The 19,331-nt window shown below is 57.6% G+C and carries 14 protein-coding genes; 4 read left to right on the top strand and 10 right to left on the bottom strand.

What is annotated here, in order from left to right; all coding sequences use genetic code 11:
- Window positions 1–134: 134 nt before the first annotated feature.
- Together CA85_RS10380 and CA85_RS10385 are read right to left on the bottom strand one after the other, a co-directional pair.
- Window positions 135–1,310 (bottom strand): CynX/NimT family MFS transporter, encoded by a 1,176-nt coding sequence (locus CA85_RS10380; RefSeq protein ID WP_146391252.1) that lies wholly within the window; start codon window positions 1,308–1,310, stop codon window positions 135–137.
- Window positions 1,307–3,430: a heavy metal translocating P-type ATPase gene (locus tag CA85_RS10385; protein ID WP_146391253.1), complete on the bottom strand. Its 2,124-nt coding sequence runs from the start codon at window positions 3,428–3,430 to the stop codon at window positions 1,307–1,309. The genes CA85_RS10380 and CA85_RS10385 overlap by 4 nt, the downstream gene beginning before the upstream one ends.
- 238 nt (window positions 3,431–3,668) lie before the next feature.
- On the opposite strand from CA85_RS10385, the gene CA85_RS10390 reads away from it, so the two are divergent.
- Entirely contained in the window at window positions 3,669–4,013 is a 345-nt protein-coding gene (locus CA85_RS10390; RefSeq protein ID WP_146391254.1) for a hypothetical protein, read from the top strand.
- A 57-nt stretch (window positions 4,014–4,070) separates the two neighbouring features.
- Here CA85_RS10390 and CA85_RS10395 read toward each other — a convergent pair whose 3' ends face one another.
- The 7 genes from CA85_RS10395 to CA85_RS10425 all read right to left on the bottom strand — a co-directional run bounded on the left by CA85_RS10395 (window position 4,071) and on the right by CA85_RS10425 (window position 13,838).
- Window positions 4,071–4,589 carry a hypothetical protein gene (locus CA85_RS10395; protein ID WP_146391255.1) on the bottom strand — a complete coding sequence of 173 codons (519 nt, stop codon included), beginning with the start codon at window positions 4,587–4,589 and terminating at the stop codon, window positions 4,071–4,073.
- Between the two features lie 126 nt (window positions 4,590–4,715).
- On the bottom strand, window positions 4,716–7,949 hold the full coding sequence (locus CA85_RS10400) for an efflux RND transporter permease subunit (RefSeq protein WP_146391256.1): 3,234 nt from the start codon (window positions 7,947–7,949) through the stop codon (window positions 4,716–4,718).
- Entirely contained in the window at window positions 7,949–9,433 is a 1,485-nt protein-coding gene (locus CA85_RS10405; protein WP_146391257.1) for an efflux RND transporter periplasmic adaptor subunit, read from the bottom strand. The genes CA85_RS10400 and CA85_RS10405 overlap by 1 nt, the downstream gene beginning before the upstream one ends.
- A 191-nt stretch (window positions 9,434–9,624) precedes the next feature.
- Window positions 9,625–10,140, bottom strand: coding sequence for a hypothetical protein (locus CA85_RS10410; protein WP_146391258.1), 516 nt, complete (start codon window positions 10,138–10,140; stop codon window positions 9,625–9,627).
- A gap of 347 nt (window positions 10,141–10,487) precedes the next feature.
- Window positions 10,488–11,927, bottom strand: coding sequence for an IS4 family transposase (locus CA85_RS10415; RefSeq protein ID WP_186774856.1), 1,440 nt, complete (start codon window positions 11,925–11,927; stop codon window positions 10,488–10,490).
- A gap of 705 nt (window positions 11,928–12,632) precedes the next feature.
- Window positions 12,633–13,106, bottom strand: a complete 474-nt coding sequence (locus tag CA85_RS10420) for a hypothetical protein (RefSeq protein ID WP_146391260.1) — start codon at window positions 13,104–13,106, stop codon at window positions 12,633–12,635.
- Window positions 13,107–13,208: 102 nt separating this feature from the next.
- On the bottom strand, window positions 13,209–13,838 hold the full coding sequence (locus CA85_RS10425; RefSeq protein ID WP_146391261.1) for a hypothetical protein: 630 nt from the start codon (window positions 13,836–13,838) through the stop codon (window positions 13,209–13,211).
- 857 nt (window positions 13,839–14,695) lie between these two features.
- On the opposite strand from CA85_RS10425, the gene CA85_RS10430 reads away from it, so the two are divergent.
- From CA85_RS10430 to CA85_RS10440, 3 genes are read left to right on the top strand one after another with little or no spacing between them, the layout of a single operon-like run.
- Window positions 14,696–15,136, top strand: a complete 441-nt coding sequence (locus CA85_RS10430; RefSeq protein WP_186774857.1) for a hypothetical protein — start codon at window positions 14,696–14,698, stop codon at window positions 15,134–15,136.
- Complete coding sequence (locus CA85_RS10435; RefSeq protein WP_222435427.1) at window positions 15,117–15,866, top strand: CDP-alcohol phosphatidyltransferase family protein; 750 nt, start codon at window positions 15,117–15,119, stop codon at window positions 15,864–15,866. Before CA85_RS10430 ends, CA85_RS10435 begins: the two co-directional genes overlap by 20 nt.
- Complete coding sequence (locus CA85_RS10440; protein ID WP_146391262.1) at window positions 15,866–16,843, top strand: phosphatidate cytidylyltransferase; 978 nt, start codon at window positions 15,866–15,868, stop codon at window positions 16,841–16,843. Before CA85_RS10435 ends, CA85_RS10440 begins: the two co-directional genes overlap by 1 nt.
- Before the next feature lie 25 nt (window positions 16,844–16,868).
- On the opposite strand, the gene CA85_RS10445 is transcribed toward CA85_RS10440, so the two are convergent.
- Window positions 16,869–19,124 (bottom strand): DUF6250 domain-containing protein, encoded by a 2,256-nt coding sequence (locus CA85_RS10445; protein ID WP_186774859.1) that lies wholly within the window; start codon window positions 19,122–19,124, stop codon window positions 16,869–16,871.
- Between the last annotated feature and the right edge of the window lie 207 nt (window positions 19,125–19,331).

Here is a 19,331-nt window from a genome sequence, read left to right on the forward strand (position 1 = left end):
TTGGCGTTTTTGGCCTGGGGGGCTGCCACCGCCAACTGGCGGAGACCAGCGTCAACTGACATTGACATTTGGGAGGGCAATCAAGTCAGTATCGATGGGGCAAATCTGGGGATTTGCGTAGCCCAGTCGAGGGGCTAATCCACCGTTGCGGGAGCTCCGGCACCGAGCCCGACGGTGAGTTTGAGGAGTGAAACCGCGAACAGAAATACAAGTGAAACCGTCCAACCTCCCGTTAGATCAAAGAGGCTGCCGAAGACGATCGGGCCCGTCGCCGCGACGAGATACCCGATCGACTGGGCCATGCCTGAGAGTTCGACTGCGGTTTCGGCTTCGCGGGAGCGGACCACGAGAAACAGCAGCGCCAGCCCAAACGAACCGCCCAGGACAAAGCCGATGAGCGACACCCAGAGTGCGATCCAGGACTCTGGCGCGAATAGGAGACCAGCCAATCCGATCAATTCGAGAACTCCAAGGGTCAGCACGACAGCTCGCTGATCTGTTTGCTTTCCCGCTAGGACTGGCACGATCAAGGACCCCGCGATCCCAGTGGCCTGCGACAGCGAGAGCATCCATCCGGAGAACTCTGCATCGTGCGCGCGGTCGATCAAGATCGCAGGCAACCACGCCAGGACCACATAGAAGGTGAGCGACTGCAGCCCCATGAACAGCGCGACCTTCCACGCCAGCGCCGACCTGCCCAAGTCATGGAGCGCCTTCTGGAAACTACGCTTCGGCTCAGATCTTTTTAAGCGACTCAATTGGGGCAGCCAAACGAGGCATGCCAACACGGCTGGGATGGCCCAGAATCCCAGGGCGCCACGCCAGCCAAGTTGGAAATGATCGGCCAAGGGCACACTCAAGCCGGCTGCCAAAGACGCACCCAAACCCATGGCGCCCGAGTAAAGGCTGGTGATCCATCCCGAATGCGCCGCAAAGTTGCGTTTAGCAAGGCTGGGTAACAATACGTTCCCCAATGCAATCGCAATCCCTATCAAGAGCGTACCGAGATAGAGAGCAGGGACCGATGCGATCGCGCGCATCGCTGCGCCCGTTGCCAGCAACGCCATCGCGCCGAGCAGAGTGCCGCCGATTCCAAAGCGACGGGTCAGCAGCGGAGTCAATGTCGAGATAACCCCGAAAGCGATCAACGGCAATGTCGTCAACAGCCCCAGCGTGGAATTGGACAGCCCCGTGGTCAATCGGATGTCGTCGATCAAGGGGCCAACGCTCGCTAATGCGGGCCGGAGGTTGACGGCCACCGCTAGGATCCCGGCAATCAGGAGCAGGTTTTCAGATCGTGACAGTCTCATTCTTGATATGCCAGCAACCGTAGCGCATTGAAGACGACCACCAACGTGCTGCCTTCATGCAGGATAACAGCAGGGCCAATGTTTAGCCCTAGAATGGTAGCGGGAACGAGGAAGACAACCATCCCCAAACTGATCCAGACGTTCTGGCGAATGATCCGGCGGGTGGCGCGACTCAGGCCGATCGCCAGCGGAAGATTCGCCAGCTCATCGGACATCAATGCGACATCGGCGGTCTCCAGTGCCACGGCGCTGCCCGCCGCCCCCATCGCGATCCCCACCGACGCCGCTGCCATCGCGGGTGCATCGTTGACGCCATCGCCGACCATCGCGATGCCTCCCTCGCTGCGGCGTTTCTCAATCTCCCGGACCTTGTCCTCCGGCATTAGTCCACCGCGTGCCACGTCGAGTCCCACTTCGGCCGCGATGGCATCGGCTACCCTTTGGTTGTCACCCGAAATCATGATCATTTCGGTGATACCCAGTTCTCGTAGTTTGGAGATTGTTTTGGCAGACGCGGGGCGGGCCGTATCCATCAGTCCGATCACGCCGAGGTAGCGATCCGCCGCTCGCACGATCATCGTCGTGCGACCATCGCGTTGCAGAGACTCGTCGTCCGCTTGGATTGTCTCGGGCAGCGATGGGCCATCGACTTCGGTGAATAACTTGGCATTGCCGATGTACACGAGATCGCCCTGGACCGTCGCTCGCACGCCCCGACCGGTGATGCTGTTCAAATCTGTCGCCGGGGAACGCACGCTGGCGTCTTCGTCGGCAATCGCGTCCAAGCGTTCCTGGGCATCGCGGGTGACCGCTTGGGCGAGCGGGTGATTGCTGAGGCTTTCCACCGCCACCGCAAATCGCAGCAGCTCGCGTTCATCCACCCCGTCTGCGACCCGAATGTCGGTAACCTTCGGGTGCCCCGTCGTCAGTGTGCCGGTCTTGTCAAAGGCAATCGAGTTCAGGCCGCCGAGGCTTTCCAGTGGCCCGCCGCCCTTGATCAGGATGCCGCCGCGGGCAGCTCGCGCGATGCCACTGAGGACGGCGCTCGGTGTCGCAATCGCGAGGGCACAAGGGCTCGCCGAGACGAGAACCGCCATCGCTCGGTAGAACGAAGCGTGGAAAGGTTCATCGCGAACGAGCGGCGCGAATAGCAGCAGCACCACAGTCGCGACCACGGCCGGGACAAAGTACCGCTCAAACTTCTTCGTGAACTTTTGAGTTGGCGAAATCCGTGTTTCTGCTTCTCGGACCATCGTGACGACTCTCGCCAAAGTATTGTCCGCAGCGATCTTGGTGACCTGGATCTCGATCGCCCCCGATTGATTGAGCGTACCGGCGAAGACGCGGTGGTCCGCGTCGAGCGATTCGGGGGCTGCCGCGGCCGCCTCGACATCTTCAACAGGCCGTTTGTCCACCGGCACGCTCTCGCCCGTGATCGGGGCTTGGTCGATGCTGGTCTCGCCGGCGACCACAAAGCCGTCAGCGGCAACACGCTCATCAGGCGCCACAATCACAATATCGCCGACGACGAGTTCGTCCACGCTTACATGTCGCTCGGTCCCGTCGCGGCGAAGTCGCGCTGTGGTCGGAGTCATTTCCGAGAGCGCTTCGATTGCCCGTTTGGCGCGGCCCATCGCGTACCCTTCGAGCGAATGACCGATGCTAAAGAGGAACAGCAGCAGCGCTCCTTCCGCCCAAGCCCCCAGCGACGCCGCGCCAGCTGCCGCCACGATCATCAAGAAATCAATCTCTAACCTGCCCTCCCGAACCTTCTCAATGGCTTCGCTGATCGTGTAGTAGCCACCAAAGAAATACGCCGCGAGATAGCATCCCAACGAAACCCAATCGGGGCTGTCGGTGAACGTTTTCGTCAGCCAACCCACGATCAAGAAGATGCCGCAGAGGATCGCGAAGATCAACTCACTGCGAGGCCCGAAAACGCCACCATGATGATTGCCGGAACAGCACCCGGAGTCCCACCCGCTGCCTGACCCCTGGTCCGAACTCGCTCGGTGGACCGTGGTCGCCTCACCGGATCGCTCCAGCGACGCGAAACAGGTCGAGCCAAGATCAGGGGTTACCGGCACGGCCGAGTTGAACGCGAGCTGAATCGTTTCCATCAGGGTTGAGCTTCCGTTGAAGTTGGGATTCCGCCGCCACCACCCACTGCGGCTGCACTGTAAATTGCAATGTGTAGTCGATTCGACTGCGCGAGTGTCGTCGATGTGATATCGTAAAGTGTGGTCGCAAGTCGTGAAACACGGAGCTTTTCTGTTTGGCACGGGACATGCATTAAAGTCACTTCGTTCGGCGTTAAACTTTCGCCGATCGTTTCTTTTCCCCCCGCAGGACAAACTGATGAAACGCCTTATTGCAATCGCTGCTGTCGCGGCAACACTGAGTTTCTTGATCCCAGCCTCCTCGGCTTCCGCTTCGGACCATTCTCGCCGTGGCCACGGTCACCAAACTCACCAACGCCATCACGGCAATTCCTACCATGGCAGATACGGTTTCGGAAGCCGCTATCGCCCAGTCGTCATCCGGCCGTACTCGAGCAACTATCGCTACCGCTCTGGGTATAGTTCGCGGCCCTACGGCTACCGTCCGTCGCGTCACCATGGTCACTACCCTTCCTACGGAAACCGAAGCGGAGTGCACTTGGACATCAACGGTGTGCATATTCTCGGTCGTCATCACCACTGAGCGGGTTTCGAGGCCGTCACATGCCGCAGCGGAACCCTGTCCAGGATGAAGCCGGCGTCAGTGCGCGTGATCGTGACCGGCGTGGTCATGATCATGCTCGATCGCACCTTGAAATGACGTGCCTTCGATCGTCACGCTCAGCCTGGGCGCTGCCGACTCGTCATCCAAGTGGCTGACGAGTTCAGCATCCTCGATCGTGAAGCGAGATGATTTTCCTTCTGGCTCGTTCTCTTGCGGGCGGGCGCTGAGAGTGAACTGCTCCGGTGTGCCGTCATGGACCAGGTTGATCGTCAGTTCCGGGGCAGCGATGGGCACTGCTGCTTTCGCGGACGCTCCGAGCATGTAGATCGTGACGGAGTCCGCATCGTGGACGACTTCAGCGTGGTACTCTTCGTCGCCGAGTTCAACGAGTGTGCCGTGATGTGGTCCTTCGCTCGGGTGGTCATGGTCGTGGGGATCACTCGACCCGGGAGCGGATTCGGAGGTCGAGTCGGCGGTCGGTCGAGAGCCGCATCCGGTGAATGAGATGGTGCAAATGGTCAGCAAAGCAGTGATCGTAAACTGGAAAATACGCATGGAATTTGGCTTGGAGGAATAGGTTTCTGAGTGGACAACAGTGCGGAAATGTGGAAGTGAAGTTGCGTCGCTACATGGACTGGCTCCTCGAGGAAATGGAACGGATACAGGCTGGACGAAGCCAAATCAATCGTCGAGTGAGACCGCGTGGGTGGACTCCTTCACGACACCCGCGGCTGACTTCATGCCGTATAGGTAAAACAGTGCTGGGTGGACGAAGAAGTCCAGTGCTGTCGAGCTGATCAGTCCCCCGAGGATCACGGTCGCCACGGGGTACAGGATTTCCTTTCCTGCTTCGCCCGAGGAGAGTACCAGCGGCACCAATCCGATGCCGGATGTCAGCGCCGTCATCAGTACAGGTGCGAGTCGCTCCAATCCTGCTCGGATGATCATGGAGGTCGTGAACTGCTCGCCTTCGTGCTGCACCAAATGCAGGTAGTGCTGCAGCAGGAGGATCCCATTTCGCGAGGCGATTCCCGCGAGCGAGATAAACCCGACCATGGCGGCGATCGTCAGGGTTTGGCCGGTCAGCACGAGGGCCGCGACGGAACCGATGAATGCCATGGGGAGCGCCGCCATGACCTGCAAAGACAGGTTCACGCTACGGAAGAGGGTGAACAGAACCAAAAACACGCCTACCATCGATACGACGAACAGTGCCGAAATCACACGGCTGGCGGATTTCTGGCTTTGGAACTGGCCCCCGTACTCAACAAAATACCCCGCTGGCAATTCGGCAACGATGGGCTGGATCGCCGTTTGGATGTCATTGACGACATCGACCACACCGCGGTCGGCCACATTGCACTGGATCACCACTCGGCGGCGGACGTCCTCGCGTTTGACTGCGTTCGGCCCGCGAGCTTGATAGACTCGGGCGAGTCCCGACAGTGGCTGTGTGCCGCCTTCGGGCAGTTGAATCGATAACCGCTTGAGTTGCTCGATGTCTTCGCGGTAATCCTCGTTCATGCGGACGACCAAGTCGAACGTACGCATTCCATCGAGAACCTGCGAGACGACGCGGCCATTCATCGCCGTTTGGACATACTCATTCAGTTCGGAAGTGCTCAGGCCGTACCGCAGCAATTGATTGCGGTCCCACTCGATACGAAGTTGTGGCACGAGTGCTTGGGGTTCGAGCAATGCATCGGTCACACCGGGCACCTGGCTCATTTTCCTTTTCACCTGATCTGCTTTCTGACGCAGCAGATCGAGATCATCACCGTAGATTTTGATGCCGACTTGCGCTTTGACGCCCGAGAGCATGTGAGAAATCAAGTGCGCGATAGGCTGTTCGACTGCCGTCACGATATCAGGGATCTCACTCATTGAATCGCGTATCTCGGCGAGCTGTTCTTCACGCGACCGAGGCGACGTGGGATCGAGTTCAATGATGATTTCGGACATGTTCACACCTTCGGCGTGTTCGTCGAGTTCAGCGCGTCCGGTTCGCCGCGCGAACCGTTGCACATCCTCGATCCGCATCAGTGATTCTTCGACGGTGGTGGCGATTCGTTCCGACTGAGCCAAGGACGTGCCCGGCGGCAGGACGACGTTGAGTTGGATCGTGCCTTCGTTGAAGGGAGGCAGGAAGTCTCTTTCCAATCGCATCGCGAAAATGGCTGCGATCGCGACCATGCCCAGCGTCACGCCGAGATTGAACCGAGGGAAAGCGAGACTGAAGCGGATGATCTTGTCAGCGACTCGTTTCAAGCCGCCTAGCACACGGCCATCCTGTTCGTGTCCGCCACGCTTGCTCAAGCCGAGCAACCAGTACGACAGCACGGGGGTGACCGTGAGCGATACGAGCAACGACGAGAGAATGGAAACGATGTATGCCACCCCCATCGGTGCGAACAGCTTGCCTTCCATCCCGCCAAGTGCGAACAAGGGCAGAAACGCCAGGATGACGATCATGGTGCCGAACACAATCGAGCGGCGAACCTCGGTACTCGCTCGGTAGACCACCAGCAGTGGATCGAGCGGTTCGGCGGCGGCCCGGTTCTCCTTCAATCGCCGGAAAATATTCTCCACATCGACGATTGCGTCATCGACCAGTTCCCCCATCGCAACGGCGATCCCACCGAGGGTCATGGTGTTAATGGAGAGTCCGAAGGCCGCGAAGACGACTGACGTCATCACCAGAGAGAGTGGGATCGCCGTGAGCGTGATGAACGTGGTGCGGATATTCAATAGGAAGAGGAAAAGCACAATCACCACGAGAATGCCGCCATCACGCAGCGCCTCGATCACGTTCTCGATGGCTCGGTTGATGAACGCGTCTTGCGAATAGACCGTCGACAGCTGCGTTCCTGCGGGGAGTGTGGGGCGCAACTCTTCGATCGCGCGGAGGACTTCGTCGGTGACGGCGCGGGTGTCGGCGCCTGGTTGCTTGTTGACCGTCAGCACCACGGCTGGGCCGCCGGTCCATGACCCGTTGGCAGACGACGTGTCAGCAGGCGGCCCATCGGCAGGCGGCCCATCGGCAGACGAGGAGCCCGGTGCGGGGGGATCGATGCGGACGAACGCGGAGGAGTCGCCGCGTTTGACCTGTGTCCCTTCGACAACGTCGGCCACTTGGGAGAGCAGAACCGGGCGGCCATTGCGGATGATGACCGGTACCTTCTTGAGATCGTCGATGCTTTGGATTCGTCCGAGAGCCCGAACGAGCAGCTCATTGGGGCCTTGGCGGTCGAGATAGCCGCCGGTTCCATTCTCGTTGCTGCCCGCGACGGCGGTCTCGATTTCATCCAACGTAACACCGAATCGCAGCATTGCGTCCGGGTCGACCAAGACTTGAAATTGTTTTCGCTCGCCGCCCATCGTGAACACCTGCGAGACCCCGGGTATCGTCAACAATCGCTGGCGCACGACCCAATCGGCGGCGGTACGGACTTCCATCGGGCTGACCTCAGGATCTTCGCTCCACATACCGAGCATCAAGATTTGTCCCATGATCGACGAGATCGGCGCCAGCTGAGGTGTGATACCCTCGGGGATTCGGTCTTGGACCATTTGCATTCGTTCGGCGACGATCTGCCGGTCGGTATAGACATCGGTGCCGTACTCGAACTCGACGTAAATCACGGAAATGCCGACCCCGGACGAACTCCGCACTGCAGCGACACCGTTGGCCCCGTTCATGGTGGTTTCGATCGGGAACGTGATCAGCGACTCGACTTCCTCGGGAGCCATCCCCGGTGCTTCGGTCATGATCACGACGCGCGGTCGGTTCAGGTCTGGAAAGACATCGATTGGCATCACCATCGCTTGCCAAGTCCCGGCGGCGATGAGGAACAGGGCGAGGGCGATGACGAGTAAACGTTGTCGCAGCGCGAAGCGGATAATTGCATCAAGCATTAGTGATTGTGCCCAGCATGAGGATCGACGGCGCCACCGGATTGATTGGTGATGGCCATTTGCATTCGGTGAGCGGACTTCATCGCCACGACATCGCCGGGGTAGATGGAGCCGTCATTCGCGATGACCACGGAGTTCTGACCGCGGTAGCGCACATGGACGGGCACCCGGGTGAAATTGCGTCCATTCTGCAGGAACACAAACCAATCGGCGCCTGACTCGACGACGGCATCGACCGGTAACACGATCTGTTGTTCCCACTGTTCAACTGGTACACGGAGTTCGAGACGTTGTCCGACTCGATATTTCCACGCCAAAAAACGCTGTCCGTCGCGATTCGTTTCATCCCGGATGACTTCGTTGGGCAGTTCGACAAAAAGAGAGAGTGTCCGTGACTGAGGGTCGATCGAATTGGAAACGAACACGAGTTTCAGGTCACGCACGACCTCCCGGGGCGAGGTGTTGCTCAATACCGCGTCGACTCTCCAGCCCTGTTGGGTGGCGTTGGAGATTGCCGCAGCATCGTTCTCGAACGCCTTGCCCTCAATGAACAATTGGCTGTAGTCCGACAGAGCGCAGAGTGTCTCGCCCGCCGTGATGGCCTGGCCCTTATGAATTCGCAGGTCGTCGATGACGAGCGGATCGTGGTTCACGCCGAGATCGCTAGCAGGTTGCGAAGTGGTGGGGGCGGGCTGGGCGAAAGAAACTTGGCGGGTGGATATTTGGGTGAGCTGGAGCTCATCGTCGTGTTCGTGGGTGTCCACGTCGGGGGCGACGATCTTCAGGTTATGCAGTAGCTTTCCGTTCTCACCAATCTCTTGGACTTGGCGGTCGGAGAGCCCGTGCATCCGCAGGGCCTCCCGCTGCGATTTGGCAAACGCTTCGAGTTTCTCTTTGGCGTAGCGGCGCTCGAGCAACAGCTTCCCGGAAACAGCCCCCGAACGGGTCACCTCCTCGAGCCGTTCGATCTCGCGGTCCTCAACGGCGATCTCACTCATCGTTTTTAAATAAGCTGTCTGCGTTTCGACGAGGTCCTCATACGTCAATCGCACCTCGAAGAGCAGGTCTCCGGGCATCACGGCTTCCCCGGTAACGGCGTGGACGTGCGTGACGACGCCGTTGAGTGGTGACGAGACGATGATCGAGGATCGCCCCGGTTTGGGCACGATGATGGCGGGAACGGTTATCGACCGCCGGTAGTCTGAAAGCTCGATGGGACGCAGAAACTCGTCGCTCAGGCCCAGGTTTCTCTGAGCTTGAGGCGACAGCACGAGAGAGGCGGCGTCGTCGTCATGACCCGCATGCGCATCGGCTTCCGCATGGTCGCTCGTGTCGGCCCCTCGCTGCGAAGCGAGCGTCGCATCGACCCAGCGGGAGAGCGACGGCCACCACATCGAGAACGTCGCCATCGCAGCGACAACTACAATCAGGCCGCTCGCGATCCGGATCGCTGGCCAGGGTAAATTGGATGGGTGAGAATGCATCACTGAAACTCAACTGAAACGAAGGAGCGGCGCGGTGGGGCCGCCGCCCGAGCTCAATCTCGGCGCAGCAACCACCCCGTCGGGGAGTCATGGCAGTGTCGTTGGACGATCTTCTAAGACGCCGTTTCTGAGGAAACGGCGGATCGATTAACCGCAGACACGTTAATTCGCGAAAGAAATGCGAAAGAAGCTCAGATCTGCCACGATTGCAGATGGATGCAGCGCTGCGGCGCAGAATCGACGGGGAGCCCGTCAGTGCGTTCAGGATGGAGCCAGCGGCAACGGTTGCCGGTCCAGGTCAGCAGTCCGCCAGTGTTGGGCACTAAGTCGATGGCGTGTGCAGCGAAGTCCTCGGTCAGCGGGTCGGCTTGGCGAGGCACGTAGTGACAAGATCCCTCGTCGCATCCGTGCGTATGTTCACAGGGAGCGTCACGCCATGTGGAAGCTAACGCAGTTTCGCCACGCTGCGACGACTCGTCGGTCGAGGTCACATCGTGCTGGCAGGAGCGAGTTGCCCCTGAACCGCACTGCGTGTCGTGGTGGTGCGGAGAACTGGGGTGATGCTGGGCCTGCCCGGATTCCACCGAATGAGTGTGTCGGTGACAGGTGTCCTCACCGAGAACATGACCGTGATGCCAGCAGCAACCCAACACCGCATGAGCGGTGAACGCGATCAGCGTCAAGCGTTGGAGAAACTGGACAATCACCGATTCACTATCCTATGAAACATGTCCGACGGGCGTGTGGAACCGGTCTGGAGAGAGGCAGTCCCCTATCGATGACACACGTCCCTATCCTTCCTCCTTCTTACGATCGGGTCAAGAGGAAACCTTTCTGGTTCATCCGACGGAAGCGTGCGCAGAGCACCGCGGAAGGTTTTTTGAGACATGGCTCTCGTATCCAATGATCGTTCAAAAATGCGTCCCTGACGAACAAACGCTCGCCAGGGACCGACAACACCATTGGCGTACCGCTTTTGCAGGGAAACGCTGGCGACCGAGATATCCCTTGCCAAGCCAGCACCTCTGCAGAGCTCGGCTCTAATGGCGTGGACTTAGGGCGAATCTGGTGGTTTCACGGGCTCGACCGTGATCCGCTTGGCTCGACTGGGTCGAGGCTTTTTCAGCTTGGGATATTTTGATTGATTTCGGCGTTTGAGCTCGCGAGGTTCCTGGCGACCGGGGCGATCTCGGACCAGCCGGGAAGTTGCCGACAGCACGATCCACATTAAATCGTTGGACGTTTCAAGCTCGTCACTGAAGTAGATCCAGGCATCTCGCGAGCGTGAAAAACTGATTTCGCGCGGGTGGATTTCCAACACCGCTGCGGCATCATTCATGAGCGAGCGAACCAAGTTGTAGGCCAACACTCCGACAGCGATTTCGCGTTTCAGATTCTCGGGAGTATGACAGCGGAGATCACAAAAACCCATCGTCGTTTTCCAGCAGGCAATGTCCGTTTCAACATCCCATCGCAAGCCGTATAGCTCTGCGATCTCTTCAGCCGAAAATCGTTTCGTGTCGATCAGAGTGGTAACGATCGTGAGCACTTCGGATCGTCCAGTGATTCGATAGCGAATACAGCGATACTGTATCGACTCAGGTAGTTGCTGCCACTGCTCGGGTGTAAATCGGTTTTTGTTGTTCTTGGGTTTCTCCAGTGTGATAATCTTCTCGTCGAGTACTTCGCACACGCCTTCAAATGGCGAATTCCGGCAACCCTTGATCCCGCAAACCAGTTCAACTCCCCGACGATTTAACAGCACTGAATCATAAAAAGATTCAAAGTTGCTATCAGCAACGACAACATCACCCGCGACGAAATCACCGTGCTTTTCGCGGAAAAGACTGACTTCACCGGTCAACTTTCCTTTCATCGCAGCGGTGTTGTAGTTGACGATACAACCGGTAGCCAAGCAAGTCGTTACCACGCAGCGCACCTGAGGAAACCCGAGACCTTCTTTCTGAGTCGAAGGCTGTGGGTAGACTTCTTGATTGGCCTGCGTGTCAGGTGCGCGGAATACCAAGCCATCGACCAAGTAGACGTTCAGTCCATGCCATTTCCATTGTGACTGCGCTTTGGTGCGTAGCAGATCAACAATGCGTTTGCCAAGTCGATCAATCAACTCGATGGAGAGCTTTGCCCTTGCCTTGCAGTAGGCCGAGGCATCCTCACTGCATGGCTGCTGGCCTCGTCGTTTTCGCTCACGATTGAACTTGGTAACGACCGTCGAGCAGGCATCGCCACGACTGAGGCACTGTGAGACGAACAGGCCGAGGGTAATCGCTGGCGTGAAGTCACGCTCGCGAAATTCGATATCGAGTTCATCACATAGTTGATGGACATCATCGTCACTGAAGATTTCGGTAAGCCGCACTTGCTCCCGGTCAATCAGCTTATCAATCCGCTGGACCACCTCCTGCGGATTGAGTGCCTGACGCAATTCGGATCTGCGATTGGTATCGACAGGGGTTCCACGAGGTGGCAGAATCATCGACGGCATCCTTGCTTGTGTTGAGATTTTTGTGAAGAAAAACCACGATGCAACAAGGATGCCGTTCTTCGCTAGCTCAAAATTGTTTCACGCCAGATTCGCCCTAAGTCCACGCCATTCGCAGCTTCTCGCTGTCAAGAAGCGTCGAGGCCCTCAATCGATCGGCGACTTGCTGATCGGCTTACTAATTCGTCTTGGAGTGAACCAGGAAAACACTGTAGAATCGAAACCGTCCGAAGCTCTGAAGCCTTAGGCTGAATTGTCGTGCTGCCAAGCACACTAACAACGTCGTCGCATGCCGAGGGTATCGGTGGAGCGTAGCTCTGCTGAGCAAGCCCGTGCTCGAGTGAGATGCTCTGTTAGCGGTTCAAACGCCGGATGAGACAGTGTGGGGCTCTCAGAGCTTCGGATATCTACCAGGGTGGCGAGACTGAACCACCAAAGCTAACCGAGCCGTGCTGGCTGGCCGACAAACAGTGGACTTTGAGTGTCGAAAAAGCTACCCTATTGGTGGTGCCGCTGAGCGTACGCGCGCACTGCAAATTTTCGTTCTGGATATGACAGTACTCAAAAAACCTTTCGTTGTGCTCTGCGCACGCTTCCCTCGGATGAACCCAAAATATCGGGTAACGATGGAAATCATGGGGAACAGGCGAACGACTTGCAAGCAGACGAGAAGACGGACCATCCGTTCTCCCGTGCAATTCATGGTTGTGTGTTTTCCTCCGTCTCGCCAGTGCGTGCGTTTGCGAGGAGTTCCGGCAACGCAACCACCCACGATACTATAGCAAACCCGATTGTGAATCCCACAAGCCCACCCTGGATGCAGCCCCACTCGTCCGTTGAGCCAGGGTGATAACCTAAGAAGTTAACTGAAAACCAATGCCAAGCGGTGAAACTAAGCGTTGGCACAAGGATCGCCGCCAACCATTGTCGCCATCCATAGAGCCCCGCAAGCGAGGTCAGCACGTGCATCAGCGTTGCAACACCGACAACCAAGGTCAATGCTTGGACAGGCCACCAAGACAACACGTAATGCCATCGGAAGGGCGGAATCTTCGGATCGGCATCGTTTGCATAGACGACGGTTGCCGGTGGGAACGGGATTTGATGTACCGCGATACAGACAGCTAACACTCCAGTTGCAAACAGAAAGTAGCGAACCGTCGGCTTGCGCATGCACTACTCCATGCACAGAATGACCGCGTTCACCGAGGGCCGCGGCGAACGAATTGGAATTCGGAATCCGCGCGGCCCCGCGGCTCCGTGTGCAACGCATTGTTATGCCGAACGCGTTGGGCCGACGACTTCGACCCATTGGTGACGAAGTGTATCAAGCGGTCTAAGTTTACCTGTCTGACTCCGTGGCAACAAAACAACTTTGGACAGAGCGTGCGGCCAACCGCCGAGAATTGTGAACACGACATTCTCAGCGACCGCGTAATATAAGTGGGATTCCGGGCCGACCGGGTCGAAGTGCGAATCCAGCGACAGAACGACTGTCACACCATCGTCCCTGAGTGGCAAGACGGTTGCGTCCAGATCGGCGTATCGAACGTCTAATGCGCCGCCTGAATCATCTGAAACGTGCACGGACTCAAGCGGGTCGTATGAAGGAAGCTGCGTCGCGATGAGCCAGCCCGATATTTCCGGCGCATCCTCGACGAACTTTTCAGCCAAAGTTTCAGCGCCGGGAAGTGAGAGTATCGAGAGGCGTGGTGGATCGCCCCCGATGTTGAGGTTCAGTTCAGGGTGCTCAGCGACAAGTTTGGTTGCGAGTTGATCGACAATGCCAGATAGGGAGTGTGCATCGCCCTCTTCGATCGCCGCCGCCAAGGCCAGTGCTTGATCTGCGAAGAGCGTCCAAAACGTCATCTGAGAACTGCTCTCTTTGGGGCATAAAGAATCCATGTAAGTCCAAGGTTTGACGGGTGGGAGCTATTCGTTAAAAAACTGGCGACTCAAACCCGTGATCACGGCAGCGTGCGGCTGCCGGTCACATTCACTCCACCCACCAAACACGTGGATCAGACGATCGATGAGAATTCTTGCATTTGACCTCGGGAACTTCAACTCCCTCTGCTGCCTTTTCGACTCGAAAACTCGCAAAGCGAAGTTTTTCGGTTCGTCCGACGGAAGCGTGCGCGGAGCACAGGAGAAAGGTTTTTCTAGGCATGGCTCTAGTTTCCAATAATCTTACAAAAATGGGTGCCCGACGAACGAATGTCCGCCAGGGACCGACGACACCATTGGCGTACCGCTTTCGCAGGGAAACGCTGGCGACCGAGATATCCCTTGCCAAGCCAGCACCTCTGCAGAGCTCGGCTCCGTTTCTCCCGGCAGCGCCAGTCTAACATCGATAATCACATCCCACAAATAAATCCTTGGATACTGGAGCCATGCCTTGAAAACCTCGGGCGCACGCTTCCGTCGGATGAGCCACGAAAATCAGCCCTCAGTTACTCACCGGGAATTGAAGATGGAGCGTCGACCCCGGAGTGGGGCGCGGACCTCGCAGTAAATGATCTTCCACTCCATTTGGGGTTGGCAAGCGTGTTTCTCGGCGTTTCCGGTGGTGTTCGCTGCGCTCGACCACCGGCTACTTTCTTCAACGTCGTTGGCGTACAACAGTTCGCGGGTAGAGGACAGGAGGCAGCGAGTCCCTGAACCACTGCTGATCGCGGACCAGTCCGGCATTGTGAACGCGATCTGCTACAATGCATGTCACTCTCATGCTCCACCGATCCCAATCCGAGTGAGGTTGCCCGATGACGCCGACGCCTCCGCTCTCGATCGGACTTTTTCTCGTTGCGGCGATCCTCGGTGCTGTCGGTCAGTTTTTTTATAAATCCGGTGCTGATGCTGCGAACGGTGGGGTTGCGGGGTATCTCTGGAATCCTCGCCTGCTGTTAGGAGTGCTGTGCTACGTCGCGGTGATGGTGCTCTTTGTGGCTGCCTTCAAAGTAGGAGGATCGATGGCCGTATTGTATCCGGTCTATGCCAGCACATTCATTTTTGCAGCCATCATCGCAAAGTTCGCATATGGGCAGCCGATCTTGCCAATCCACGTGCTCGGATGGCTGTTGTTGATTGGTGGGATGTGCTTGATGGGATGGCAGACTGCGAACGCAGCGACCGTCGGTCCGGACGTCGCACCGGCGCATGACGAATCGGGAGTCGAGGAGGCGGTTGGCAAACATGTTGAGTAGCAATACAGAGATACCTGATGCACGGGATGATTCTCTCGCCGAGGACCGTCGTCCGCTGAAGACTCGTTCATGGTCGGTTTTTCAACGCATCGCGGCGTGGTTGGCGCGATCGGGGGTCAGTCCCAACGCGATCTCGGTATCGAGCATTCTCTTCGCTGTGGCGGGAGCGGTTGGCTTCGTATTGACGGCTTGGTTCGAGTCGAGCTGGGCTGTTCGGGCAGCTTGGTTTATGGCGGCTGTCGGCATTCAGCTGCGTCTGATCGCGAATCTGCTCGACGGCATGGTCGCGGTGGAAGGTGGTCGGGCTTCCGCGACGGGGCCGCTTTACAACGAGGTGCCCGACCGGATCAGTGATCCCATTCTGTTGGTGGCCGCCGGGTACGCGATCGCCTCGAATCCGACAGCGGGCTGGGCCGCGGCCTCCGCCGCGTTAATGGTTGCTTACGTCCGTGCCATCGCTGCGAGTGTTGGGGTCGGACAGCTATTCCTCGGACCGATGGCGAAACCGCAACGTATGGCTGTTTTGACTGCAGTGGCGATTGCGGGTGTGTTGCTGCCTTCGGATTGGTTGGTTTGGAATGTTGGGGATTGGCCCGTCGGCTTGGTAGAGATCGCGTTGTGGCTGATCACGCTAGGTTGTGTCGTGACGGTGGCTCGACGTTTGAGTGTTGCGGGGAGCTTCCTCCGGACTCGCCATGAGGCTCCACCGGCAACCCCTGAGAACACGTGATGTCCGCAACCCATTTGTCCCACGAAGTCCGTGTCGTTTTACTGGCCGTGTTCGCCGCTCTGCTGATCGCCAGCGTCGTGTCGATTGCGTTGGCATGGACTAAACCGGATCGAGATTGGCGCGAATTGCGGGCCCGGATTCGGACCTGGTGGGTGATCGCGGGTTTGGTGGCAGGCAGTCTATTGTTGTCACCCTCCGCGGCGGTGTGGTTCTTTGCTCTGGTCAGTTTCCTGGCGCTCAAAGAGTTCTTTTCGCTGATCCCGTCGCGTCGCACCGACCGTCGAGTCATGTTTTGGGCGTATGCGGCAATCCCAGTTCAATACGCGTGGGTGGCCCAACATTGGTATGGAATGTTCATTGTCTTCATCCCGGTCTACCTATTCTTGTTCTTGCCGACACGGTTGATCATGACCGGCGACACAAAAGGATTTTTGCGCGCCGTCGCGACGGTGCAGTGGGGCGTCATGGGGACTCTTTTCTTCCTCTCACATGCTGCCTACTTACTCGTCGTCGAGATTGCGGCGAACCCACGTGTCGAACCGATCTGGAGCAGTGCCGATGCGGAGAGACACCCCGGCCCGGGCTTGCTGTTGCTCTTGCTCGTGCTGACGCAGTGCAATGACGTTGGCCAATACTTCTGGGGCAAATCCTTGGGGCGAAAAAAGCTGATCCCTTCGGTTAGCCCTGGAAAGACGTGGGTCGGTTTCATAGGGGGCCTCGGCACAACGATTGTGTTAGCGCTTATTCTCGGCCCGTGGCTGACGATGTTGGATTTTCCCCGATCGATGATCGCGGGACTGATCGTCGGCGTGACCGGACTGCTCGGCGATTTGAATATCTCGGCGATCAAACGCGATCTTGGCGTGAAGGATGCCGGAGCGACGTTGCCAGGGCATGGAGGCGTGCTCGACCGCATCGATAGTTTGATCTTTACCGCACCCGTTTTTTTTCACTTTGTGTGGTATTGCTACGGTTAAATCCAAAAGGGTTTTCGGCGAGGTTCTAATCGAGCGATCGCTGCGAGACGGTGTTATTGCTGCCCTGATCCGTGACTGGACCCGCGCTGACAACAGTGTTTCCACTCGATGACGGCAACAGTTTGACGGGATACTCCGTTTCATTTCTGATCGTCGAGCCGGAGCCGGCAATCACGATCGGGCGTGGACTGGTGTCGAGTGGACCAGGGGTGCGATGGAGAATGATGTGGTGGTTGTTGCCCAAGACATCAGCGAGATGATGGGGGCCGACAGCGTGCGGCGATGGCATGATCGTTAGCTCGATCTTTTGATTCGATTTCGATAGCCTGAAATCACTCAGTGGGGCGTAGGCAAAATTTCCTTTCGAGCCCGTGATCGTTCCGCCCTTGGGCATATTGAAATTGGTGTGCCCACAATCGATCGCAGTCGAATTGGTCACCGCCGCGTGACTGGCGAGATAGAGCCGGATCCCGCCGCGCATCCGTTTGACGGTACAGTTCTCCACCGTGACACTGCCGCCACCGCTGTACACTCGGATTCCATCTTCGGAAAGCGGCAGCATGGTATCGCGTGGAAGGGGCGCAGGCGGATTTTCGTCCACTTCCCTGTTCACTGTGGCATTTCTGGTTCGGTCCCGGTCCCGCCCTCGCCGTCGATCTCGTCGCTGGCTCCGGCCACGGCTTCGTTTTTGCGGGATCTTGTATTCGGATCGAACAGGTAAATCGCTCGGGTCTGTTTCCAGGTACAGGTCATTGCTAGGACGCATGATCCCTGCGACGAGACAGTTCTTGATAACCGTCTGGTCAGCCGGTTTTTGCATGTAGATTCCATGCCCAAACGCCTTCTGCTGGACTTCGCAGCCGTCGATGATATTCCGTTTGCCCCGGATCAGGATTCCACACCGCTTGTCCAATCCGTAGACATTGTCGGACCCGATGCCATAGAGACTGCCGTAGCCGTAGGGAAACGATCCTCGGATCGTCAACTTGGTGTCGCGAACGACGTTGTCATCTCCCGTGACTGACAAGACGGCATCACCACGCAGCCCCTTGGCCAAAGTGGATCGATTCCGGTTGTAGGTGCTGAAGTCCGCGACTTCCTGCAGTCCGCTTTCATAGACGTCTTCCAAGGTGCCATCATGCAGGACATTGTCGGACCCCGAAATGTTGAAGTAGCCTCTGTTCGCAGATCCCACCGGTGCAACGATATGGACGCCGGATAGATCGATGGTGTTATTGGACCCCGAGCAGGAAAGCTTGCGATCTTCCTCGGGGAGATCGGTGAGCAGATAACGCCCCGGTTTCATCGTGATGTTTTGGTTGCTCTGCTGCATCACGTTTCGTAGATCGGCGAGAGTCGACACCTCGATGCTGCCCTCCGCACTCGCGTTGTCATCATCGCTGTCAGCTTCGTTGTCTTGGACCGGTTCCAGCGCGTAAGCTCGGAAGTTTGTGTAGATATGATGGGTACCGACCATCCGGAATCCAAAAAAACCTTCTCGGTAGACAGGGAAGCGATCGAGGTCGTAGGTCGATTCACGCACGACGGAATCGCCATCGTCGTCGGTGCCCTCGACCCGAATGAGATCCCCCTGGGCGATCTCGTAAACGAGCTTGCCATCGACGATGTACTGCACGACATCATCATAGGCGACGAGCTGGATCTTCATCACTTTGTCGGGTGTGATGAGATAGCCAGGCCGCTCGTCTTTATCTTTGAGCGCCAGATGTGCTTCGGGTTTGCCCTCGACTTCACGCGGATAACGTCGCATACGGGTCGTTCGATTCGCGATCGCTCCTCCACCACCTGTGCTGGCGTAGTAGCCATGGATCTTGTCGTAGGATGAGAACTTTCCCGTATACCGATCGGCGTCAAACAATCCCGTCGCGACGTTACTCGGATCGGTCGCCATCCAGAAGTTGTTGATGTCGCGTGGTTGAACTCCCTTCATCTCCGGCTGGGGCGTCGGGCAGATTACCTCGTAGGTAATCACCACACGCGTATCGAACTTTTGCTTGAACCACGCAGTACAGCCGCGCCCAGGAACCAGGCAGTCGAGTGAATTCTCACGGGTCACGACTTTTGCTGGTGGGTACCCGGACCGCTGTTGAATCTGCACATCCCAACGGTCCAAGTTCTCAAAATCGTCCTCTGCCAGCAGGCTTCCCACACGAAACAGGCCTTCGCCGTGGCCTAGCACCACGGGTCCGTCCTCAGCGTGAACGCCGTTGCTGAACAACGGCAGGATCGCGAAAATCAAAGTTAAAACTTGGGACTTCATGGTATTCGAAATGGCGTTAGGAATAAAACGAGATCTGAGAACCGAGATTTCTGGAAGAAGACTCGTCCACTCTAAGCCAGATCGCGTCGTCCGTCCACGTCCACCCATGCGACTCGAAATACAGGGCGAATGGAAGGTTTGCGTTGGTTACCACGCCTTTTTGCATGAGATGTTTCCCTTCCGGCTTCTCTGTCGCTTAGGATGGTA

This window comes from Allorhodopirellula solitaria (assembly GCF_007859855.1).
In the GTDB taxonomy this organism is placed as follows: domain Bacteria; phylum Planctomycetota; class Planctomycetia; order Pirellulales; family Pirellulaceae; genus Rhodopirellula; species Rhodopirellula solitaria.

Bases quoted from the DNA above. Each gene is read 5' to 3' on its own strand.
- CA85_RS10380 (WP_146391252.1), bottom strand. From the start codon at position 1,310: ATGAGACTGTCACGATCTGAAAACCTGCTCCTGATTGCCGGGATCCTA.
- CA85_RS10385 (WP_146391253.1), bottom strand. From the start codon at position 3,430: ATGGAAACGATTCAGCTCGCGTTCAACTCGGCCGTGCCGGTAACCCCT.
- CA85_RS10390 (WP_146391254.1), top strand. From the start codon at position 3,669: ATGAAACGCCTTATTGCAATCGCTGCTGTCGCGGCAACACTGAGTTTC.
- CA85_RS10395 (WP_146391255.1), bottom strand. From the start codon at position 4,589: ATGCGTATTTTCCAGTTTACGATCACTGCTTTGCTGACCATTTGCACC.
- CA85_RS10400 (WP_146391256.1), bottom strand. From the start codon at position 7,949: ATGCTTGATGCAATTATCCGCTTCGCGCTGCGACAACGTTTACTCGTC.
- CA85_RS10405 (WP_146391257.1), bottom strand. From the start codon at position 9,433: ATGCATTCTCACCCATCCAATTTACCCTGGCCAGCGATCCGGATCGCG.
- CA85_RS10415 (WP_186774856.1), bottom strand. From the start codon at position 11,927: ATGATTCTGCCACCTCGTGGAACCCCTGTCGATACCAATCGCAGATCC.
- CA85_RS10420 (WP_146391260.1), bottom strand. From the start codon at position 13,106: ATGCGCAAGCCGACGGTTCGCTACTTTCTGTTTGCAACTGGAGTGTTA.
- CA85_RS10425 (WP_146391261.1), bottom strand. From the start codon at position 13,838: ATGGATTCTTTATGCCCCAAAGAGAGCAGTTCTCAGATGACGTTTTGG.
- CA85_RS10430 (WP_186774857.1), top strand. From the start codon at position 14,696: ATGACGCCGACGCCTCCGCTCTCGATCGGACTTTTTCTCGTTGCGGCG.
- CA85_RS10440 (WP_146391262.1), top strand. From the start codon at position 15,866: ATGTCCGCAACCCATTTGTCCCACGAAGTCCGTGTCGTTTTACTGGCC.
- CA85_RS10445 (WP_186774859.1), bottom strand. From the start codon at position 19,124: ATGAAGTCCCAAGTTTTAACTTTGATTTTCGCGATCCTGCCGTTGTTC.